This window comes from Okibacterium endophyticum (genome assembly GCF_054780075.1).
On sequence record NZ_BAAGXA010000007.1, the window covers coordinates 348,941 to 370,564 of the forward strand.

At 63.1% G+C, this 21,624-nt stretch carries 17 protein-coding genes and 1 pseudogene; 7 read left to right on the forward strand and 11 right to left on the reverse strand.

Features of this window, described 5'->3' with window-relative positions; genetic code table 11:
- Positions 1-9: 9 nt before the first annotated feature.
- From ACYVF5_RS11505 to ACYVF5_RS11540, 8 genes are all read right to left on the reverse strand, one after another.
- Positions 10-762 (reverse strand): SDR family oxidoreductase, encoded by a 753-nt coding sequence (locus ACYVF5_RS11505; protein WP_460946445.1) that lies wholly within the window; start codon positions 760-762, stop codon positions 10-12.
- A gap of 36 nt (positions 763-798) precedes the next feature.
- A complete protein-coding gene (locus ACYVF5_RS11510) occupies positions 799-2,031 on the reverse strand; it encodes an ROK family protein (RefSeq protein WP_460946447.1) in 1,233 nt (410 codons plus the stop codon).
- 17 nt (positions 2,032-2,048) lie between these two features.
- Positions 2,049-3,746, reverse strand: a complete 1,698-nt coding sequence (locus ACYVF5_RS11515) for a ribulokinase (RefSeq protein WP_460946449.1) — start codon at positions 3,744-3,746, stop codon at positions 2,049-2,051.
- Complete coding sequence (locus ACYVF5_RS11520; RefSeq protein ID WP_460946451.1) at positions 3,746-4,789, reverse strand: NAD(P)-dependent alcohol dehydrogenase; 1,044 nt, start codon at positions 4,787-4,789, stop codon at positions 3,746-3,748. Before ACYVF5_RS11520 ends, ACYVF5_RS11515 begins: the two co-directional genes overlap by 1 nt.
- 25 nt (positions 4,790-4,814) lie before the next feature.
- Complete coding sequence (locus ACYVF5_RS11525) at positions 4,815-5,639, reverse strand: carbohydrate ABC transporter permease (protein WP_460946453.1); 825 nt, start codon at positions 5,637-5,639, stop codon at positions 4,815-4,817.
- A gap of 5 nt (positions 5,640-5,644) precedes the next feature.
- Entirely contained in the window at positions 5,645-6,598 is a 954-nt protein-coding gene (locus ACYVF5_RS11530) for a carbohydrate ABC transporter permease (protein ID WP_460946455.1), read from the reverse strand.
- 101 nt (positions 6,599-6,699) lie between these two features.
- Positions 6,700-8,061, reverse strand: coding sequence for an ABC transporter substrate-binding protein (locus ACYVF5_RS11535; protein ID WP_460946457.1), 1,362 nt, complete (start codon positions 8,059-8,061; stop codon positions 6,700-6,702).
- 346 nt (positions 8,062-8,407) lie between these two features.
- A complete protein-coding gene (locus ACYVF5_RS11540) occupies positions 8,408-9,136 on the reverse strand; it encodes a GntR family transcriptional regulator (RefSeq protein WP_460946459.1) in 729 nt (242 codons plus the stop codon).
- A gap of 101 nt (positions 9,137-9,237) precedes the next feature.
- Between ACYVF5_RS11540 and tkt the strand changes: the two genes are divergently transcribed.
- The 3 genes and pseudogenes from tkt to ACYVF5_RS11555 all read left to right on the forward strand — a co-directional run bounded on the left by tkt (position 9,238) and on the right by ACYVF5_RS11555 (position 12,134).
- Positions 9,238-11,274: a transketolase gene (gene tkt / locus ACYVF5_RS11545; RefSeq protein WP_460946461.1), complete on the forward strand. Its 2,037-nt coding sequence runs from the start codon at positions 9,238-9,240 to the stop codon at positions 11,272-11,274.
- Between the two features lie 89 nt (positions 11,275-11,363).
- Positions 11,364-11,546: pseudogene (locus ACYVF5_RS11550) on the forward strand (helix-turn-helix domain-containing protein); the annotation flags it as partial.
- Positions 11,547-11,552: 6 nt separating this feature from the next.
- A complete protein-coding gene (locus tag ACYVF5_RS11555) occupies positions 11,553-12,134 on the forward strand; it encodes an IclR family transcriptional regulator (protein ID WP_460946647.1) in 582 nt (193 codons plus the stop codon).
- 32 nt (positions 12,135-12,166) lie between these two features.
- Here the strand turns inward: ACYVF5_RS11555 and ACYVF5_RS11560 are convergent, their stop codons facing one another.
- The 3 genes from ACYVF5_RS11560 to ACYVF5_RS11570 all read right to left on the reverse strand — a co-directional run bounded on the left by ACYVF5_RS11560 (position 12,167) and on the right by ACYVF5_RS11570 (position 16,733).
- Complete coding sequence (locus tag ACYVF5_RS11560) at positions 12,167-13,342, reverse strand: SGNH/GDSL hydrolase family protein (protein ID WP_460946463.1); 1,176 nt, start codon at positions 13,340-13,342, stop codon at positions 12,167-12,169.
- Between the two features lie 7 nt (positions 13,343-13,349).
- Complete coding sequence (locus ACYVF5_RS11565) at positions 13,350-15,071, reverse strand: flavin-containing monooxygenase (protein ID WP_460946465.1); 1,722 nt, start codon at positions 15,069-15,071, stop codon at positions 13,350-13,352.
- 63 nt (positions 15,072-15,134) lie between these two features.
- Complete coding sequence (locus ACYVF5_RS11570; RefSeq protein WP_460946467.1) at positions 15,135-16,733, reverse strand: amidohydrolase; 1,599 nt, start codon at positions 16,731-16,733, stop codon at positions 15,135-15,137.
- Positions 16,734-17,116: 383 nt separating this feature from the next.
- Between ACYVF5_RS11570 and dctP the strand changes: the two genes are divergently transcribed.
- The 4 genes from dctP to ACYVF5_RS11590 all read left to right on the forward strand — a co-directional run bounded on the left by dctP (position 17,117) and on the right by ACYVF5_RS11590 (position 21,606).
- Positions 17,117-18,298 carry a TRAP transporter substrate-binding protein DctP gene (dctP, locus tag ACYVF5_RS11575; RefSeq protein ID WP_460946469.1) on the forward strand — a complete coding sequence of 394 codons (1,182 nt, stop codon included), beginning with the start codon at positions 17,117-17,119 and terminating at the stop codon, positions 18,296-18,298.
- 121 nt (positions 18,299-18,419) lie between these two features.
- Positions 18,420-19,004: a TRAP transporter small permease gene (locus ACYVF5_RS11580; protein ID WP_460946471.1), complete on the forward strand. Its 585-nt coding sequence runs from the start codon at positions 18,420-18,422 to the stop codon at positions 19,002-19,004.
- Positions 18,997-20,484, forward strand: a complete 1,488-nt coding sequence (locus ACYVF5_RS11585; protein WP_460946473.1) for a TRAP transporter large permease — start codon at positions 18,997-18,999, stop codon at positions 20,482-20,484. Before ACYVF5_RS11580 ends, ACYVF5_RS11585 begins: the two co-directional genes overlap by 8 nt.
- A gap of 93 nt (positions 20,485-20,577) precedes the next feature.
- Positions 20,578-21,606: a hypothetical protein gene (locus tag ACYVF5_RS11590; RefSeq protein WP_460946475.1), complete on the forward strand. Its 1,029-nt coding sequence runs from the start codon at positions 20,578-20,580 to the stop codon at positions 21,604-21,606.
- Positions 21,607-21,624: the final 18 nt, after the last annotated feature.

Below are 21,624 nucleotides of genomic sequence, written 5' to 3' on the forward strand. Positions count from 1 at the left end.
TCTAACCGGCTACCAGGCCGTGAGCGCGCCGTCGATGGGCAGGTTCACGCCGTTCACATAGGCCGCGCCCTCCCCGAGCAGGAACACAACGGGAGCGGCGATCTCCGACACCTCGGCCATCCGACCCATCGGGGCCTGATCCGCGAGATATGCGTTCAACTCCGCAGGGTTCCGATCGGTCATCTCTGTGCGGGTGTACCCCGGGCTCACCGCGTTCACGCGGATCCGCTGTGGCACCCACTCGACGGCGAGCGTGCGAGACAGGTGGATGACACCCGCCTTCGAGGCGCTGTAGCCGATATGCGGCTCGGCGCCGCGGTTGTATATCGTGCCGGAAGCCGAGGCGATGTTGACAATCGACCCGCCGCGCTCCTGCATCACCTCATACTCGGCGAGACAGCTGAACAGCACCCCGGTGAGGTTGACATCGAGCACGCGGTTCCAGTCGGACGTCGGCATACCGACGCTCGCCTGCAGATGGTCGATGCCCGCGCAGTTGACGCCGTAGCGCACCGTCCCCAGCGAAGCCGACCGGAGGGCGGCCTCACGCATCGCTGCACGATCGCGGACATCGGCCTCGACGGCGAGTGCCTGCACGCCCGCGTCCGCGCAGACCGCCAACGCCGAAGAGAAGTCCGCTCCCTCGCGGTCGACGCAGGCGACGGACACACCCTCGGCCGCTATCGCTGAGACGATTGCAAGGCCGATCCCACCGGCGGCGCCGGTGACGACGGCGACAGTGCCGGGCTCAAGCGAGTGCATGGTGATCTCCGGGAGTGCAAACCGTTCGTACGCGGGTCATACTGCGGTGTTTCGCGAGGTCTGCCCGGTTTGCGAGGTCTGTATCCGTTCGAAGAGCTTGCCGCGGGACACATACCACTGTATGAGCAGCAGATAGGAGCCATACAGCACCCCAGACGTGCCCCGTTCAGAGACCTTGAGGTCGAGTCGCTCAACGAGCACCGAGGGGAGGTAACCCGCTAAGCGCGCCCGGATGCGTTCGAGCATCGCTTTCGACGCGGGGAAGGCGTCGCCCAGAACGATGACGTCGGGGTCGAGCACGAACACGAGGCCGGCCAGACCGTAGGCGAGGAGCTGGCATACGCGGTCGATCGCCCAGGCCGCGAGCGGGTCACCGGCATCGAACGCCGCGTAGATCTCCTCAGGGGTCGAGCCCTCCGTCAACGGCGATTCCGGAAAATCCAGTAGCCGACTCGTCACGTGCTGACGAAGCGCGCGCGGAGAGGCGAAATCCTCTAAGAGACCGTTGAAGTCAGTGGTCTCGATGTTGCGTGTGTAGATCGCCGAATTGAAGTTGATGCCCAGGTGCCCGACTTCACCCGCGACGCCGTTGCTTCCGCGGAAGATCTTGCCGTCGATGACGATCCCCCCGCCGAAGCCGATGCCGCCGACGATGTTCAGCAAGCACACCGGCTTTCTACCCGTCTGCACAACGTGGTCCTGGTACTCGGCGAGAGCGCTGGTCTTCGCGTCGTGCTCGAGCAGCACCGGCCATTCCGGGAACATCGCCTGCACTTCGGCGCGGATGTCTCTCTTGCCCAACTCCGAGAACCCGTCCGTGTGGAGGATGATCTCGCCGTTGTTCTCGAAAAGCCAGCCCAGACTCGAGATCGACACCCCGAGGAAGAACCGCTCGTCACGAGTTGCCAGGATCTGCCGGATGGTCACACCGATCAGCTCGAGAATGGGTTCGATCTTGATGCCAGGGTCGATCGGAATGTCGATCGTCTCGTCGGCCTGGCCGGATCCGTCGAAGACCCGGAACGTGAGCTGATACCGGTTGATGCGCAGCGCGACCATAAAGAACTGTCTCAGATCCAGGCGGATCCCGGTCGCCCGTCGTCCGCCTGCCGAGAGTGTGGGAATGTTGTCCTGCACGATGCCCAGCGCGATGAACTCCTGGACGAGCAGAGTCACCGCAGCGCGGCTGAGATCGGCTTCGCGCGCGAGATCGGAGCGCGAGATCGGAGCCCGCTGCAGGATGAGGCCGAGAACCTCATCTGGATTCACGCGCCGGGGCCCTCGCATCAGTGTCCTCCCACATTTGGACGGACGCCGAGCGCATCCCCAAACTCTCCGACCAATCTACCGGCAGCACGGTACCTGTCGAACGCTGCTTCGAACCGAGCCACATCCTCCGGGGAGGGCGTGTACCGCGCCGCGAATCCTCCACGGAGGTGCTCCTGAGCGGCAGGCAGTCCGGCGAAGAACCCGGCGGCCGTGGCCGCGTACATCGCAGCGCCCAGGGCACAGACCTCGTGCTCCTCACAGACCAGGACCTCGGTGTTCAGGGCGTCCGCGATGCTCTGGCAGATCAAGGGAGACTTCCTCGCGATGCCGCCGACGAGTATCACACGCTCGAACCGGACTCCCGCTGCCGAGAGACCGTCGTAGATCGCCTTGCTGCCGAGCACCGCCGCCTCGACCAGTGCTCGATAGATGTCGACGGCGTCATGGCCGATGCGCAGCCCGACAAGGGCAGCGCTCGCGTCCTCGTCGACATCCGGGTAACGACGCCCGTTGATCCAGTCGAGGGCGACGATGTCGCCCGGCTCGCGGAGCAGCACCTCCGCTTCGAGCGCACTCAGCATCGCATCGCTGGTTCGCGTGCTGAGAGCGGCAACCTCCGCCTCGGGCATCACGGCACGCAACTGCGATGCGACCACATTGTGAATGGGCCACGCGAGCATTCGCGCGTACCAGGCAAAGAGGTCTCCGAAGGCTGCCTGGCTCGTCTCGCCGCCGAGGTATCCCGGCACGATCGAGTCCTCGGCGATCCCGCACACGCGGCGCAGATCAGCGCCCTCGATCGACTCATAGTCCGTGAGGAACAGATCGACCGTCGACGTCCCCATCACCTTCACCAGGCTGCGAGCGTCGATGCCGGCGCCGACGCCTCCGGCATGCGCATCAAGCGAGCCGGCGCCAACGACTGTCTCGGTGGACAGCCGCAAGCGTTCTGCCCACGCCGGGCAAAGCGTCCCCAGCCGCGTCCCCGCCGGCACTGGCGGTGTCTGGAACGTCTCGCGCACCTCGGCCAGATACGAATCGATCCCGGCAAGCACATCAGCGGCGATCATGCCGCCCAGCCTTTCGCTGTAGAGAACCTTATGCCCGGCCGCGCACGCATTCCGGCTGAACTGATTCACGTCCTGCACACCGACGAGCATGTTCGGCAGCCAGTCCGAGTGTTCCACCCAGGAGTAGGCGTGAGCGCGGATCCTCTCATTGATCGTCGTCGCGCGCAGAATCTTGGCCCACCACCACTCAGAGCTGTAGACGCCCTGGAACATGGTGTGATCGGGATCGGCCGTCGACAAGGCGTGGTCGATGACGCCGGCCTCCTCCGTCGAGGTCCGGTCTTTCCAGAGCCAGAACATAGCGTCGGGCTCATCGGCGAACTCGTCCAGCAGCGCGAGGGGAACGCCATGGCGGTCGACGGGCACGGGGGTCGAGCCGGTTGTATCGATCGCGAGTGCACGTATCGCACAGTCGCCTAGACGGTCGCCGATCTCAGCGAAGCAGGCCTCAAGAGTCTCGAGATGGTCGAGCGGATGCTGCCGAAACCGCCCGCTCTTGGGGTCGCAGTACTCACCCGCCGACCAACGCGGATACGGGCGGCTGACCGTCATCACGGTTGTGCCAGACGATGCGTCAAGCACCGTGACTCGTACTGAATCGGTGCCGTAGTCGACTCCGGCGGCCAGCCATGTGGACTCCCGCATCATGCCTCGGGGGTTACGCAGATCACGCACTTGGTCACAGCTGCCTTGTTGTGGACCGCGTGTTCCATCCCCTGCTGGATATCCTCGAAGGGGTAGATCGCAGACACAACGTCGCCGAGCGGGATCACACCTGCCGCCACGGCAGCGATCGCCTTCGGGTAGACGTTCCGGTATCGGAAAACCGTCTTCACCGTGACCTCCTTGTCGATCAACAGGTTCACGTTGAGATCCGCGCGCCCGTCCTTCGTGTATCCGACGAAGGTGACTGTGCCGCCGGGTTTGACGATCCGTATCGACTGATCCATCGTCATCCGATTCCCCGCTGTCTCGAAGACGACATCAGGGCCGTGACCGAATCGATCGGACAACGTCGCGAACAGGTCCGAGGTTGTGCCCGCATTGACGACTTCGGCACCCAGCCGAGATGCCAGATCGAGACGGTTGTCCACGAGGTCCACCACCACAACGTCGCGCACACCCGCGGCCCGCAGCGTCAAGAGCGTCAGCAGCCCGATGCATCCCGCGCCGAGCACAACGGCGCGGTCTCCGAGTTCGATGCCTGATCTGCGGACGGCATGGAATGCGACTGACAGCGGCTCAATCAGTGCTCCCTCGAGCAGACCGACGCTGTCGGGCAACGGATGGCAGAAGCTCGCCCGGTGTCGCACGTACTCCTGGAACGCCCCTTCGGTGACCGGGAGCGAGGCCCAGAAGTGGACCTCCGGGCAGAGGTTGTAGTGCCCCTCTTTGCAGAACTCGCAGTTGAGACATGGCACCCCCGGTTCGAGAGCCACTCGCATGCCGGGGCGGAGGTTCGTGACCATGCCACCGACCTGCACAACGATCCCCGAGGCCTCATGCCCGAGCACCATCGGCTCTTGTACGACGCTCTCGCCGATGTATCCGTTCTCGAACAGGGCCATGTCCGAGCCGCACACGCCGACATAACTGACACGGACCAATACCTCGTCGTCTCCGATTCCGGGGAGCGGCCGTTCCTCAAGAACCAGCTGACCGACATCCGTCATAACGGCGGCTCTCATCGATCTCTCCACGCCAACTCCGCTCTCATTCTTTGACTGCCCCGCTGAGCAGGCCCCTGATCAGGCTCTTCTGAGCGACGAACCCCAGGACGACTGGAATGATGATCGCGATCGTCGCCACCGCGGACATCTTGCCCCAGAACAATCCCTGCTGTGTCATAAAGCGGTTCATGTAGACAGGGAGCGTGCCCGATTCGATGAACGTGAACGAGACCGCGAACAGAAACTCGTTCCACGTGATGACGAACACCAACAGGGCGGTCGAGATCAGTCCGCCACGGATGATCGGCAACATCACGCGCACGAAGGCCTGCCACCGCGTGCATCCGTCGATCTGGGCGGCTTCGAGGATCGAGATCGGGATATCCGACATGTACGTTGTGCACATCCACACCATCAGCGGGATGCCGATCGCCGTGTACAGCAGCACGAGAACCACTATGGTGTCGAGCAGACCCAGCCAGTTGACGATGAGGTAGAGCGGGATGATCACGGCCACGGCCGGCAACAGGGTCGTTGTGATGTACCAGTTGTAGTGCGCCATCGGCCTGCGCAACCGCCCGAATACGATCGTGTAAGCGATGGGAACACCGAGCAGAAGAGTCAAGAGCACGGTGACCAGAGTCACCACGACCGAGTTGCTCAGATGCTCCAGCAGGTCCGCGTTGATGACCGCTTCATAGTTTTCCATCGTCGGATTGAACGTCCACGATGGTGGCGCGATCTCCTGCTCCGGTTTGAACGAGGAGTACACCATGTACAGGATCGGGAACGAGTAGGCGATGGCGATCGCGAAGAGGAAGACGGCGGCCAAGATGCCCAGGACTTTTTTCATCGGAACTTTTCGCATTCGATTCACCGTTTCACGACGTCGCGCTGGGCACGGAAGAAGAAGTTGATGACGATCAACGTCAGAACGACCATCACCACGGAGATTGCGGCTGATCTCCCGGCCTGCCAGTCATAGAAGGCTGTGCGATACACGTAATAGGGCAGATTCGCCGAGGCCACGCCCGGGCCCCCCTGGGTCGTGACAAAGATGATCCCGAACACCTTGAGCAGATTGATCAGGCCGAAGACGCCAGCCACCGCGAAGTACGGCTTCATAAGCGGGATCTTGAACGACCAAATCTGTCGGAGGACACCCGCGCCGTCTACCCTCGCGGCTTCCAGGACCTCTTCCGGCAGGCTCTGCAGACCCGACAGGAGGATGAGGAAGAGGAACGGAGTCCACTGCCAGACACAGAGCATGATGACTGTGTTGAGCGCGTTCTCGGCGCTGAAGAACGACATCGGCTCCAGGCCGAAGGCTCGGGCGATCACCTCGTTGATCCCGAAAGAAGGGCTCAGTATCAGTGTTTTCCACACGATGCCGATCACGGGTTCCATCACGAAGTACGGGATGACCAGCAGCGATCGAGCGATGGCGACCCCCGGAAACTTCCAGTTGAACGCCAGCGCCAAGACAAACGCGAGGACGAGCGCGATGACGAGCGAGAAGACGGTGATCTTAAAGGTGTTCAGCAGCACCGTGTAGAAGTCGCCGTCCGTGAAGAGATACGTGTAGTTCTCGATGCCGTTGAAGGTCACCGGAAGGTCGGGACGCCTCACGTTCCAGCTCACGAGTGACAGGGCGATCGTGACGAGGAACGGCACCTGGGTGACGATCAGGACGACGATCAGGCCGGGAACGGTGAGCAGGTTGACCCGGCTGCGTTTGACCAGGCCCTGTGTGGAGGCCTTCGTCGTCTTTTCGTCGGGTCGCGGCGGTGTCTGGCTGCGTGTGACCCGGTTCTGCATGGAAGCCAAGGCCATCTCCTTCTCTGTTGAGAGCGTTGCACGCTCTGGGAACAGCGTTGCAAGGCTGTGCGGCTGCGGCATCGACCGCACCCGCACAGCCCGAGAGCGGACTACTGGATGCGTCCGCCGTCTTTGAACGCCTGGGTGGCTACCTCCTGCGCTTTGGCTAGCGCGTCATCGGTGGAGCCGTTTCCAGAGATGTATTCCGCGAGGATCTGCCCGATCTGTTCGCCCATGCCGGACCACTCGGGGATGCCGGGGAGTGAGTTGCCGACGTACGGGGTCTCATTCACGGCCGGATGCGCAAAGTCGACCTTTTCGAGCGACTCGAGAACAAGATCTGCATACGGTGCGACCTCCTGGTATTCAGGGGTCTGATAGGTCGATGCGCGGGCACCGGTCAGCACGTTCAACCAGCCCTTTTTCTCTGCGACCAGCTTGACGTAGTCCTTCGACGTCACCCAGGTCATGAAATCCCAAGCCGCATCCTTGTTCTGCGACGAAGAGGTGAGCCCGATTCCCCAGCCGCCGACGGCCTGCGTGTTGCCTTTGCCCGGGCCCGCCGGAGACATCGCGTAGCCCATCTTCCCGCTCACCGACGAGTCTTCGCCCTCGAACACGTCCGCAGACACGGTGGCGTCATAGTAGATCGCCGCCTTCCCGCTCGACATGAGGTTCAACGTTTCGGTGTATCCGTTGGACGAGGCCTCCGGCGCACCCGCGTCCTTCTGCAGCGTGCGGTAGAACTCCCAGGCCTCCGCCATTTCCGGGGTGTCGTACTGCGCGTTCCAGTCCGCGTCCGCGATCTGCGCACCATAGGCGTTCATGATCGTGTTGAACACATACATGTTCTCGCCGTACCCGGCCTTGCCACGAATGGCCATACCGACGGTACCGGTCGAGGGATCGTTCAGCTGCGTCGCGAAATCGTGGATCTGATCCCACGTCGGCTGCTCAGGCATGGTCAGACCGGCCGCATCAAACAGATCCTGCCGGTACATGATCATTGTGCTCTCGCCGTACAACGGCAGTGCGGCCAGGCCCTCTTTCTCTGAGGAGAAGGCCGAGACAGTGCCGGCGATGAGGTCATCGGGGTCGTATGCCGCCTTTTCTTTCTCGGGCATCTCATCGAGCAGCGGCTGCAGGGGCTCCGTCCACCCCGTTTCGAGATACGTGCCGGCATCCGACGTGCCGAGCGTGACGACGTCGAACTGCCCACCATTGACCGCGACGTCTTGCTGGATCTTCGAACGGATGTCGTTCTCCGTCAGCATCACGAACTCGACCTCGATGCCTGTCTTCTTGGTGAACTCCGGAGCCAGCTCCTGCATCGTCATCATGGGCCCGTTGTTCACAGAAGCCACAACGATCTTCTGGCCGTCACCCGAACCATCACCTCCTGCGCCGCCCTGGCAACCGGCCAGCGATATCGCGACGGGGAAAACAGCGGCGAGGGCGATCAGTTTCCTCATACGCGCCTTGGACATGTCAAACCTCCTGATAACAACACTGTTAATATTTAGATTGTAAACGTTTAGCGACCGATGCAGTGGCTTTGCGGTCGTGCAGTGGCAAAACTAGATCAATTATGTTCCTGCTGTCAACAGATTTGGTAAACGATTCGTCCGTCAGCACCGCCGTCGTCCGCTGGAGGGCGGCTCTGGGCCACACGACCGCGCGTGGTTCATCGGTCTGTTATCGGCAGGATCCAGGGGCGCGATGGGACGTCGTCGTCGGCTGGGCGCCCAGCGGTGTCGTCGGCGTTCGCCGTGCCAACGACTCACGCAGATCTCGTGCGGGCGGCCCTCGGGTGGGTTCTCAGCCGTGCAGCGTGAACGAGAGCTCGCTGCTGTTCGGAGCCATGAACGACGTGCCGTACGCCACGGGCCGGTTCGCCTGGTCATAGACCGTGGAGGCGACCGATAGCAGGGTGTCGCCGACGTCGACCGCTACATGCTCCGCGAAGGAGAAATCGGCGGGCTCGAGCGAGACGAGCAGTTCGTTACGCATGAGCGTCACTCCGTAGCGCTCCCCGAGATAGGCGTAGAGCGACTCATCGGTCAGGTCGGCTGTTGCGGTGTCGGGAAAACGGTCGCGTGCCAGGTAGGTCTTGGCCAGATGGTGGAGGGTGCCGTTGACATAGCGGAGGCGCACGAGTTCGACCACCGGATCGGCCGTGCTGATCCCGAGCGGTTCTGCAACCCCATGGCGTGCGGGAGCGATCCGCTGCTCCAGCACCCGGCTCGTCACGACGAACCCCTCGTCTCTCTGCTGGTTGTGGAAACCGATGATCGCACCGGATAGCCGTTCCCTGTACTGCATACGGTACCGGGGCTCGATGACGAATGTGCCGCGGCCGTGTTCGCGGGCCAGCCTGCCGTCGGCGACAAGTCCGTCGACGGCGTGCCGGAGGGTGATGCGACTGACGCCATATTCATCGCACAGCACCGGTTCAGCGGGGAGTCTCTCCCCCGGCCGCATCTCGTCGATCCGCCCTCGAAGGTGCTCGCGCACAGCAACGTATTTGCTCGCGCTGGTGGTGTTCACCGATTCGCCTCCCTAGGCGTCCGAGACGTACTCATTCATTATGACGACATCATTACCGTGCCTACGATGTGGTCGACCGATTCCATCAGGGGAGAACTTTCGTGAATGACACCACGGCCGCAACGTCGCCCGCAGTGACGGCTGCCCGCCTTCTGGCTCTCGATGCCGTCGAAAACGCCGGTTCAGGGCACCCGGGCACCGCCATCGCACTGGCGCCTGTGGCGGACCTGCTGTTCCAGAAGCACATCCGCCACGATCCGGCGAATCCGGATTGGACAGGACGCGACCGCTTCGTGCTGTCGTGCGGTCACGCGAGCATTCTGCTCTACACCCAGCTCTTCCTTACGGGTTACGACGTGACTCTAGACGACCTCAAGAGCTTCCGGGCGCTCGGCTCCCGCACCCCCGGGCATCCGGAGCTCGGTCACACACCCGGGGTGGAAACGACCACCGGCCCTCTCGGCCAGGGCCTCGCGACCGCAGTCGGCATGGCGATGGCGCTGAAGCACCAGAAGGCTCGCTTCGACGACGGCATCTCGGACTCGCCGTTCGGCAGCCGCGTTTGGGTGATCGCCTCTGACGGCGACCTCCAGGAAGGCATCTCCTACGAGGCAGCGGCCCTCGCCGGTCGACACCGTTTGGACAATCTGGTCGTCATCTACGATGACAACGACATCCAGATCGAGGGCTCGACCGCCCTGACCTCATCCGAAGACGCGGCGGCTCGCTTCGCCGCCCAAGGCTGGCACGTCGACCGGGTCGGGCTCAAGAACGATGGTGATGTCGATGTCGAGGCCCTCGATGCCGCCCTGTCCGCTCCGGTGCACAACAAACCCCGAATCGTCGTTCTCAAGTCGCAGATCGCCTGGCCCGCACCGCACGCTACCAACACCGCTGCGTCGCACGGGGCGCCGCTCGGCGTCGCAGAGGCAGAGGCCACTCGAGCGGAACTGGGTTCGAGCCGCGAACCGTTCGACCTCGACCCCGCAGCCCTCGACCTGTCTCGCCGCGCCCTGGCCCGGGGGTCGGCGCTCCGAACCGCCTGGGCGGATGCGTACTCCGCCTGGGAAGAGCGCAACCCGCGACTCGCTCGCGAGCTCGAACAGGAACGCGCCGGCTTCGTGCCGGCGAGTGTCGACACGGTGCTGCCGAGCTTTGCACCCGGTCAGATTCTCGCCACCCGCGACGCCTCGGGAAAGGCCATCAACGCCATCGCGGGCGTCATCCCCGGGCTCTGGGGCGGATCGGCCGACCTTGCCGAGCCGAACCGCACAACTATCGTCGGTGGCGGATCCTTCCTGCCGGAAGAGACGGAGACCTCGGGACGCGCCGGCCGGAACATCCACTGGGGCGTGCGTGAACATGCGATGGCGGCTGCGATGAACGGCATCGCCCTTATGGGCGGTAGCCGGATCTTCTCCGGCACTTTCCTGGTGTTCAGCGACTACCAGCGCCCGGCCATCCGTCTGGCTTCGCTTATGAAGCTCCCCGTCACCTACCTGTGGAGTCACGACTCGGTCGCCCTCGGCAGTGACGGTCCCACGCATCAGCCGATCGAGCATCTCGCGAGCCTGCGCGCCATCCCGGGCTTCACCGTCATCCGCCCGGCTGATGCCGTGGAAACGGTTGCCGCGTGGCGGGCATCGCTGGACTGGCGTGGCCCGGTCGGAATCGTCGTCGCCCGCCAGCCGCTCCCGGTGGGCGAAACCGCACCAGACGCCGTCGCTGCGGGTGTCCGACGCGGAGCGTACATCGTGCACGACTGCGACGACCCTCAGGTCGTCATCGTGGCCACCGGCAGTGAGGTGTCACTGGCAGTGGCCGCGGCGCGTCAGGCCGGAGAACTGCGCGTGCGGGTCGTGTCGATGCCCTCCCGAGAGTGGTTCGCGTCGCAACCTGACGACTACCGGGAGTCCGTTATCCCCTCCGCACTCACCGCGCGCGTTGTGGTCGAGGCGGCCTCCTCGTTCGGGTGGGCCGAGATCGCCGGCCCAGAGGGCGTCATCGTCGGGATCAACGACTTCGGAATGTCGGCGCCGGCCGACGACGCACTGAGAGAGAAGGGGATGACCGTTCCCGCCGTGCTCCAGGCTGTGCGGATCGCCTTCTCCCGCACGGAGACAGCGCGGGTCAGCTGATGTCTCTGTGAGGCCCGGCACCGGGACGGCGTCGTCCTCTGGCGAACAAAAATCGGGACTGTACTGCCATTGTGCGGCATACTCCTGTTATGGCCTCTTCGTCGCCGGATTCTGAACGTGCCTCACAGCCGGTAGTTCGCTCGGTTCAACGGGCGCTCTCTTTGCTCACCTTGGTTGCAAACAAGTCGCGAAGCCTGACCGAACTATCCGTGGAGGCCAGCATAAGCCTGAGCACCACCTTGCGGTTGTTGACGACCTTGCGCGAATCAGGGTTCGTGATGCAGACGGAAAGTGGCGCGTACGCGCCCGGCCCCGCGCTCTCTCGCATCGCCATGAACGCGACAGCGTGGTCGGGACTTGAGCCGACGGCTCAGCGTTTGGTTGACCGGCTGCACAACGAGATCGACGAGACCTGTCTGTTCTTTGTTCGCACAGGCACCGAAACCCTGTGTATCGCGTCGCGTGAGTCGAGCAAACCGGTGCGCCGAGTGTGTCCGCGGGGTTACGTGGGCCAGCTCCACGTGGGGGCAGCGGGCAAGGCGCTTCTCGCCTTCGAGGATCCGAACGCGTCCTGGCTGGTCGCCTTTCTCGAATCGCTCGGCGGCTTCCGGCTCGCGTCTGGGGAGATGAAGACGACCACCCAACTTCTCGACGACCTCAAGCGGATTCGTCTCGATGGCTACGCGATCAGCTTCCGCGAATCCACGGAGGAGTCATGGTCGGTCGCTGTGCCGGTTTTCTTCGAGCGCGAGCTCACGGGAGTGCTCGTCGCCGCGGTTCCGACATCACGGTGCAGCGACGACTACGTGCGAACCGTCCGGGATGCGGCAACAGCCGTGGCCTCAGAGCACTCGAGATAGAGCGGCGACACGGTCGCACGCTTAGACCCCGCTCAACGCATCTGTAGGCCGCGCAGAAGTGCGCGCGCGATGTCTCCATGCGCTTGTTCGCCGGGATGAAGATTGTCGGGAACCGAAACCTGCGTCACCGCGTCTAGCGGGAGGAGTTCAAGCCCGTCGACGTATGTCAGGTGAGCGTCGTCGCGAGCACGGTCTTCGTAGACCTCCCGGGTGATCTCGCGAACGTGCCTGAGGGTCAATCCGGTGGCGTGTTCGGAGCCCGTCGCTCCGAACAGGGGCTGCCCTGTTGCGTCGTGCCCGATGGTGATGGTCGGCCCGGGGTCTGTTTCGTGGATCGGGCAGCCAAGAGGTGAGATCAAGACGATGGTGGTCTGCTGGTGGCGCTCACGTATCACATCGATAAAGCTGCCGAGCAGAGACCGGAATACGCGTTCGCTCATCGAATTGGTTGTCACGATGTTGATTCCGACCTCAAGAACGAGCAGGCGGAGGTCGAGCGGGGTGTCTCGGATGAGTGTGGCCATGGAGGGATCGAGTTGGGCGCTCCCACCCATTCCGAGGTTCCACAGATCGAGATCGAGCTCACGAGCGACGCGCGCCGGCCATGCCAAGGAGGGCCGGGTCACCCCGACTCCCTGCGTGATGGAACTCCCGTACGCCGCGAGAGCCGGAGATCGGCGCACCGTGTGAACGTCAGCATCCGCCCGCAGCGTCTTCACATCGATCGCACTCTGTGTCGGAAACCAGATGTCCACCCGCTTCAACTCGTCGGGGAGTCCGCGCACCTCGAGCTCAGCCGCCGGACTTGCGCCCGTGTCGCCGTCGGGGCCGGAAGAGTCCAGTCGGCTCACCGTCGGGAGCGGACCGACCAATGATTGAAAGAGCTCCCCATCCACGTAGACATCGAACTCGCCCGGTGGGGGCACGGCCGCGTCGCCCAGCACATAAACCGTCTCGCGAAGCGTGAGGCTCAATGACGTCGCGCGCGACTGGAGAGTCAGCCGGACGCCGCTGGCCCGCTCACTGACGATTCCGAACTTCGCATCGGCGATGATCCGCTGAACCCGGTGCGTCGCTCGGTGAGCGCGTTCGAAGCCTTCACCAACGTCGACGGTGTCGAGATGACCGTGGAGGAATGCCGCCGCTGAGTACTCGAACGTCAAGCCCGAGTCGCTCGACATCGATGAGCGCGAAGGGAAAGGAGTCATCGGGCCCTCAGATCACCGTGTTGCCGAAACGCGTCGGCGCACGCATATCAGCCGGTGGGCCGTCCCACTCGGCCGCCTCACGCCGGGTGTCCCCTTGGGGGCATGAGAGACCCGGGTAGCCCGCCTCGGCCACCCGCTCACACAGCTCGCGATAAAACCCCACCCCGCCGACATACGCCAAGTATCGGCCAGGCTTCCCGGGAACGTTCGCTCCCCAGTACTGGGTGTCGCGATGACGAGCGAGGATCGTACCCTCGACCGTCTGATCGACGTGTTCCGTCCATCGCCGCTCAGAGGTGGACGTGGCCTCAATGGTGTTGCAGCCCTGCTCTCTCGAGCGGACCAGCAGTTCGGCGAGCCAATCGACGTGTTGTTCGATGGACACCAACACCTGCGAGCGAATCGAGGGGCTCCCCGGGCCGGCGATCATAAACATGTTCGGGAAGTTGTTCACGAGAAGCCCAAGGTAGGTCACAGGGCCATCCGCCCATTTGTCGCGCAGAGTCTGTCCGTTCCTTCCGACAGGGTCGACTGCCAGGATTGCACCCGTTCCGGAATCGAAGCCGGTAGCGAAGATGACCATGTCGAGCGGAATCTCGCGCCGAGCAGTGACGATGCCGTTCTTGGACAGCGCTTCGATAGGGCCCTCCTCACGAAGGTCAACGAGTTCGACACCCTTCTTGTTGAAGATCTCGTAGTAGCCGTCCTCAATAAGCACTCGGCGACTGCCGAGTGCGTACCCGTGAGGTTCGAGGCGCCTCGCCGTCTCGGGATCGTCGACCCGCCGATGAATCTCTCTGCGCAGATAGTCCTGGAGCCGCGTGTTCACCTCGTCGTCGATCGCGAAATCGACGACACCGCCGTAAACATATGCTCCGCCGATCGACTTGGCGTACTCCATATGAGCCTCGAACTCGGCGTCCGTCATCGCCGCGCCGCGGACCTCCGGTCCCTCGTACAGCGTTCCGGTGCGAGAACGACGAGAAGCCTCGCGGTAGTCCGAGTAGTTCTTCTTGAACTCCGCAGCCTGCTCCGCATCGACCGGCCGGTTCCGTGCAGGAACGGCGAAGTTCGGCGTGCGCTGGAAGATATAGAGCTCGGCGGGGTCCTTGCCGGCGATCGCCGTCGCGGTCTGCATCCCACTCGAACCCGTGCCGACGACGCCTATACGTTTTCCCGTGACGTCCGCGTTCTTCGGCCAACTGTGCGTGGCGAAGAGCTCACCGCCGAAGTCGTCAGCACCCGGAACCGGTGGAACGAAGGGCTTCGAGTAGCCACCCGTGGCGAACACCAGGTAGCGAGCGTCGATTCCCGTCGACCGTCCGTGCACCTGAACCGCCCAGGTCTCCGCCGACTCGTTGTACTCAGCCGACGTCACGCGAGAGTTGAACTCGATGTTCCGGCGAAGATCGAAGCGGTCCGCGACGTGGTTCATGTACGCTTCGATCTCAGGCTGAGCGGCATAGCGCTCGGACCACTCCCACTCCTGTTGAAGTTCCTCGGAGAAGGAGTACGAGTATGCAACACTCGGCACATCACACCGCGCACCCGGATAGCGATTCCAATACCACGTTCCGCCAACGCCGGCCCCCTGCTCCAGGCAGACCACTGTGAGGCCGATCTCTCGGAGCTTGTAGAGCGCATAGAGCCCCGCGAAGCCGGCTCCCACGACCACTGCGTCGTACCTGTCGTTGTCCCTCACCACTTTTCCTCCAATGGCTGTGTTCACCACTGCACCTTCAATTCTGGCAGCGCGCCTACATTCGCGAGTTTCCAAGGCTCAGCGCCCTCGTCACGCTTCATAGACCAGCTCGCCTCCGATCCAGGTCTCGAGAACCGCGGTCCCCTCGAAGGTCCCGCGTTGTATCGGATCCGTCCCGATGCGAACGAAGTCCGCCATCGCCTCCACCGCGAGAATGCCCACCTCGTTCTCCCACCCCAGAGCAGCGGCCCCGTGACGCGTGTACATCCCGAGCGCATCGATTGGAGCCACCCCTTCCCCGGATCCAAGTGTTCCTCCCGAGTGAGAGACCCGGGTCACCGCGGCATCCATCGCGGGGAAGGGATGGTGCTGCGTCGCTGTGATGCCGATCGCATCGGAGCTCCCCGGCACCGTCAAACCCTCCGCAAGCATCGACTTGAACGGCATCACCGGTTCGATCCGATCGCCCAGATACGCACGATAGCCGTCGGCGGTCGTGAGCAGGAATGACGGCTGCGGCACCGCGATCACCCCCAGAGCACGGATGCGCTCGCGACGAGACTCGTCGAGGAAGATGTTGCCCGCATGCTCGAGACGATGCCTGACCTTCAGGGAGCCCGCGGCCGCGACGTACGATTCGAATGCACGAAGGAGGTGGTCAAGAGCCCGATCTCCGATCGCGTGAATCGCCAGTTGGTTGCCCCCGAGCTCGCAGATCTCGATAAGGTCGCACAACTCTTGTTGGCTGTAGAGAATTTCACCTCGGAAACCGGGCTTGTCTGGGTACGCATCGTGCAACGCCGCTGCCCCGGCTGTGAGCCCGCCGTCGAGAAAAACTTTGAAGCCGGCCAGTGAGCATCGTCCGCTCATCGACCTCGACTCGGCACCAACCGCTTCCATTCGCTCCCGGTCGATGACGGTCGGAACTTTCGGGTAGAGCGCCACCCTGAGACGCAGTCGACCTTCATCGTCCAGGCGACGAACCGCTTCATATCCATTGCGATGCAGGGGTATGTCGCCGATAGACGTCACACCCAACGCGAGGTAGCTGCTCTGAACCTCGGCTATCGCCGCTTCCAGCGCCTCTACCGAGGCTTCCGGACCCTCAAGCGCCGCGAACATGTCATACGTTCGACCTGTGGGCTCACCGTCGGTCTCGCTGTGCTCGATTCTTCCCCCGGGGGCGTCGGGGGTGTCACGGGTGACTCCGAGCTGTTGCAAAGCGAGAGAGCTGAAGACGTTGGTGTGATAGCTCGACCTGTAGACCACAGGGTGAGCGGTGGTCGCGCGATCGAGGTCGAAGCGGTCGGGCAGTCTGCCTTCCGCGAGTTTCAACTCCTGATAGTGCTCGCCCTGGGCGAAGATCCACTCACCGGCGGGGGTGTCGTCCGCCGCGCGCTCAATCGTCTCTATGATCTCGGAGATCGAGCTCACCACCGAGGACCGGCAGTTCACGGAGAGGTGCGCAGAGTACGCAATCTGCTCCAGATGCGTATGGGCGTCCACCAGGCCTGGAATCACGACGTCGTTCCCGAAGTCGTGCACGGTCGACGCCCCCATCGCCACAACATCCAGCGGGTCTTCGCTGACGCCGATCCAGCGCACCCTGCCGGACTCGATCAGCATCGAGTTCGCGAGAGGAATCGATTCGTCCATGGTGTAGATCCGCGCGTTCACTACCGCCTGCACTACGCACTCCCATCGGTCGGTATTCGAGGGTGCACTGAATGCACCTGCCGCAGTGTGAAAGTTCACTGCCACTTAGTGAGTATGCGCATTATCGCCTGCGTTTCGCAAGCCCCTTCTGGACACCACTCCCCGGCCTCCACAAACCTGTTACTGCACCTGTCAGCTGAGGCCGGGATCCCGCAGCCCGCGAATCCTCGCCAAACTGCTCCTGACCGATCCCTTGACAAGAGGAGTCCATACAGGGACTATTTAGTAAATATTTGGAATCACGCTTCCACACCATGAAAGCGATGAGTCTGGGTCGGCAACGTGGCGACAGAAGCTCCGACTCGGGCGCGTCCACCCGATATAGCGTTCCACCCGATAGAGACAGGAGTTCGACCATGCTCAAGGTGAGTAGGAAGGCCTACGTGGTGCCGCTGGCCCTCGCAGCACTGGCGTTGTCCTCATGCGCCCCGCCCCCACTGTCCGATGGAGCGCCCTCCGAGGGCGACTCAGTCACGATCACATACACAGACAACTCGCCGGAGCAGTCGTCCGAAGCGCAAGCGATCATCGCTTTTCAGGACTCGGTGACTGAACTCACAGAAGGGCGAGTGACCTTTAAGAACTACTGGTCGAGCTCGTTCCTGTCCGGCGACGAAGCCCTCAGCGGCACTGGCGACGGACTGGCCGACATGACCCTGATTCTCACCTCGTACTTTCCGGATCAGCTCCCCAAGTCGAACGTGCTCCTCAATCATGCCAACTCCTTTGTCGACGACTACCCGCAGGGGTACTTGCAGAGCATGGCGAGCACATTCGAGATGTTCTCCAAGGACACACTTCGTGAGGAGTACGAGGAGCACAACCTCGTTCCGCTCGGAGGCTTCTCCATTGCTGACGAGTACGGGCTGCTCTGCAACTCTCCCGTCGAGACCATCGCTGACGCGAACGGTCAGGTTGCCCGCGTCGGTGGACGCGCAGTGGCCCTCGAGGTAGAGGCCATCGGAATGGAACCGGCAACCATTCCGTCCACCGAGCAGTACGAAGCCCTGCAGCGCGGTGTCATCGGCTGCGGTGCGTACAGCCCGCAGAGTGTTGTCTCACTCTCGGTCTGGGAGGTGGCCAAGCACTACAATTTCGCAGGCCTCAGCGGATATCCGGGATATGCGTTTGTGATGAACCTCGACACCTGGAACAAACTGGGCGAAGGAGACCAGGAGATACTCCGCGATGAGCTGCCCACTGTCGTTGAGAAGATGATCGAGAACAGCATGGCCGACTACAGCCAGTTCGCCACAGAGGGCCCGGAGAAAGAGGGCCTCAACTTCTACTACGACCAGGCTCTCAGAGAAGCAGTCCGGTCGGCGCAAGCGCCCGCCGAAGAAGGGGAACTCGCCGAGGTCGTGAAGGAATGGGATGACATCAAGGCTCGCTGGGAAGCGATCGTGCTCGAGACGGTTCCCTCTGCCGGATCCCCCGACGATAGCGACGACCCAGCGCAGGACCTGGCGCAAAAGTATGTGCGGGGGCCAGACCTGGACCTGACCGACTTCTTCGCGGCCATCGACAAACAGCTCTGACGTTGCTCACTGCGCCGTTCACTGGCCACACTTGACCCGTGCGAGACGGATGGCACAGCCGTCTCGCACGGGTCACACTCACGTCGATGTGTGCAATGCACGCCTTGGAGGCACATCCATCATGAGCACTTCCGCGCAACACGACCAGCCAGGCCGAGACCTCACGCCCCGCTGGCTCCACGGAGTCGATCACGTCGTTCGGCTGAGCGTGTATATCGCCGGCGCCGGCGTGATGGTGATGGCGTTGCACATCTTCGTCGATGTCGCTTCGCGCTCGCTGTTCGGAAAGCCTCTCCCCGGGACGCTCGACATCGTCTCGGCCTTCTGGATGCCCGCGGTGGCGATGCTCGGAATGGGTTACGCACAGTTTCGGAACCAGCACATCCGCGTCGAACTTCTCGTCGATTCGGCGACGGACCGGGTGAAGCGGATCTACGGCGCGATAGCCGACGCGGCCGTTGCGATCACCCTTCTCTGCATGACGTACGCAGGTGGGACGGCTCTCGTGACTTCGTTTCTGATCGGCGAGTCGGCCGTGAGCACCCCGTGGGTCCAGCTCTGGCCAGGACGCCTGCTGCTCTGCCTCTCCTTGGTGCTCTGCGCGGCGGTCGCAGCCGTACGAGTCATCGCCTTGATTCTGGGTCTTCAGCCCGCCCTGGACCAGCTGGCCTCGAGAGAGGCCTCGGATGGAGAGTTCAATGATTGATCGAGCAACCGTCGCACCCTTGGCGCCCCACAGCGAGGGCCCACGGGCGCGCATCGCAAGCGCAGGAGTTGTGGTCCTCTCGCTTGCCGTCGTCGCAACGATCGGCGCAGTGCTCTTCGCACCAATCCCCTTGCTCGCCGTAGGAGGCCTCGGCGTTCTGCTGCTTCTGCTGCTTCTCGCCATCGGAGTTCCCATCGGGTTCGCGATGATCATCGCGGCATCGGTCGGATTGTGGCGGATCGGCGGCACAACCGCGGTCTGGTCGAGCATGGAGTCGCTCACCTACAGCGGTGTGGCCACATGGTCGATGAACGTGGTGCCCCTCTTCATTCTCATGGGGATGGCGATGTGGCGGAGTGGGGCAAGCGCTCGAGCATACGACACCGCTGTCAAATGGTTCCACAAGGTCCCAGGAGGGCTAGCGGTCGCCAGCAACTACGCAGGCGCCGCGCTCGCCACCAGTAGCGGAAGCACGTTCGGGATCACATTCGCACTCGGCCGGATGTCGCTCCCCGAGATGTTCCGCCACGGGTACTCCGCTACGTTGGCCACCGGCTCGGTCGCGGTGGCCGGAACCCTGGGACAGATGATTCCGCCGAGCATCCTGATGGTCGTGTACGCCGGGGTGGCGCAAGTCTCAGTCGGTCAACAGCTGCTGGCGGGCGTGGTCCCCGGCGCGATACTCGCCGTAGGGTTCAGCGGTGTGATCATCCTCTGGGCGCTGTGGCGACCCTCGGCGGCGCCGCGCCTCGACATCTCCTTCACCTGGCGGGAGCGATTCATGTCGCTGGGAGGTGCGCTGCCCATCGCGGTTCTCGCCCTCATCGTGATCGGTGGCATGTTTGTCGGTGTCTTCACTCCGTCCGAGGCGGCGGCTGTCGGCGCGATCGCGGCCCTGGCGTTGGGTTGGGTGACTCTCGGCAAAGGAAAGCGGGGGCTTCGCTCCACGGGTCGTTACATCAAAGAAGTCGCCATCGAGACAGTGCGCTCCTTCGCGGGGCTCTTCATCATCTTGGTCGGTGCGCTCTTCTTCACCCGTTTCATCACTCTGAGCGGAATCGCCCAAGAGCTGACCGAATACCTTCTCGCCCTTCAGGCGGATCGCGTGGCACTGCTGCTGATGTTGATCGTCGTCTACATCTTCCTCGGCATGTTCCTCGAATCCCTTCCCATGATCTTGCTCACCGTCCCCCTGCTCGCCGCACCGTTGGACGCTATCGGAGTGGACATGATCTGGTTCGGGGTGTTCCTCGTGATCATGTGCGAGATCGGTATGGTCTTCCCTCCCATCGGCATGCTCACGTTCGTTGTGCACCGTTTGGCGCAGGACCGCACGGTGAACCTCGGTGCGCGTGTCACCCTTCCAGACGTGTTCAAGGGGGTCATGCCGTTCGTCGCATTCGTTCTCGTCATCACGCTGGCCATCATTCTTTGGCCCGACATCGTGCTGTGGCTGCCCAGTCTCTCCAACGTCAGTTGATACCTGATCGGGCCCGCTGGGGGCCGCCATGGGTCTCGATCCTCGGCCACAACGAGATGCGCGATCGTGAACATTCAGCAGCCGGAGAGAACAATGCCCACAGTTGAGTTCGACCCCGACCTGGGACAGAGACGACGCACCGGTCCCCTGGCCTCGCGGGCAACACCTATAGTCGATGACATAGAAGCAGCCCTCGCATCGGGCTCTTTCGCGCAGGCAGCTCTACTCATCGACCACTTCATGGAGCTCGCGGCCGTCAGGTTCGCGAGCTACAACCGCGGCCGATGGCTGAAGTGTCGCGAATGGCTTCTCGCCAACGGCACTCCAGCGGCCGAACTCGACAGTCTAGAACGCCAGGTGTCCACGAAGCTCGCGCCTCCGGATGAAAACCGATACCGTCCAGACGAGCTCTGGGAGGAGCTCAGCTCTTTCGCGGGGACACTTGTTGGTCGTACCCGAATTGCGTCACCCGCGGACCACGAGGCCCTCGTCCGAGATGTGGAGACGCTGCGCGCCCAATGGCAGGACCTGCACGACCGGTCTGTCGACTTCATCACCGAGATGCTCGCGTTTGTCGTGCGAACCCACGGTGAGCCGTCGTTGGGCGATTGCATGGGGTACATCATCGAGGGTTCCATCGGCGCTCGCGAGGACGCGCGCCTTTTTCTCGAGAGAGTGCTGGCGGGCATGGTCGGCCACCTTTCCGGCCCGAAACGGCGCGGCGCCGTTCAGGTCGAAGAACATGAGGATCGCTGGGTGCTCTCGTTCGAACCGTGTGGGTCAGGTGGCCGAACGTATCTCCCCACCCCAGGGCATCGCGTCGATCAGACGGATATGAACGACAAAGTTCTGGGCCGCCACGATTGGGCCTGGAACACGCCTGGCGTGTGCTATTACTGCACTCACTGCGCAGTCGGGCTGCAGTCCGGGCCCATCGACGCACACGGAGTCCCGCTTGCCGATGTCTACCCGCCGTCCTCGGATGCCCCGGCAGGATCCACGAGCGCGTTGTGCCAGTACGTCATCTACAAACGCGATGATGCGATCCCAGACGCCGTCTACGAGCGAGTGGGCCGCGCTCGGCGCACGACGAAGAAGGAGCTCGATCGAGAACACGGGTAGACTCCACCTGACTCCTCA

Excerpts from the sequence above, each read along its gene's own strand:
- ACYVF5_RS11505 (WP_460946445.1), bottom strand. The coding sequence starts at position 762 with ATGCACTCGCTTGAGCCCGGCACTGTCGCCGTCGTCACCGGCGCCGCC.
- ACYVF5_RS11515 (WP_460946449.1), bottom strand. The coding sequence starts at position 3,746 with ATGCGGGAGTCCACATGGCTGGCCGCCGGAGTCGACTACGGCACCGAT.
- ACYVF5_RS11520 (WP_460946451.1), bottom strand. The coding sequence starts at position 4,789 with ATGAGAGCCGCCGTTATGACGGATGTCGGTCAGCTGGTTCTTGAGGAA.
- ACYVF5_RS11525 (WP_460946453.1), bottom strand. The coding sequence starts at position 5,639 with ATGCGAAAAGTTCCGATGAAAAAAGTCCTGGGCATCTTGGCCGCCGTC.
- ACYVF5_RS11535 (WP_460946457.1), bottom strand. The coding sequence starts at position 8,061 with ATGAGGAAACTGATCGCCCTCGCCGCTGTTTTCCCCGTCGCGATATCG.
- ACYVF5_RS11555 (WP_460946647.1), top strand. The coding sequence starts at position 11,553 with ATGCAGACGGAAAGTGGCGCGTACGCGCCCGGCCCCGCGCTCTCTCGC.
- ACYVF5_RS11560 (WP_460946463.1), bottom strand. The coding sequence starts at position 13,342 with ATGACTCCTTTCCCTTCGCGCTCATCGATGTCGAGCGACTCGGGCTTG.
- dctP (WP_460946469.1), top strand. The coding sequence starts at position 17,117 with ATGCTCAAGGTGAGTAGGAAGGCCTACGTGGTGCCGCTGGCCCTCGCA.
- ACYVF5_RS11580 (WP_460946471.1), top strand. The coding sequence starts at position 18,420 with ATGAGCACTTCCGCGCAACACGACCAGCCAGGCCGAGACCTCACGCCC.
- ACYVF5_RS11585 (WP_460946473.1), top strand. The coding sequence starts at position 18,997 with ATGATTGATCGAGCAACCGTCGCACCCTTGGCGCCCCACAGCGAGGGC.
- ACYVF5_RS11590 (WP_460946475.1), top strand. The coding sequence starts at position 20,578 with ATGCCCACAGTTGAGTTCGACCCCGACCTGGGACAGAGACGACGCACC.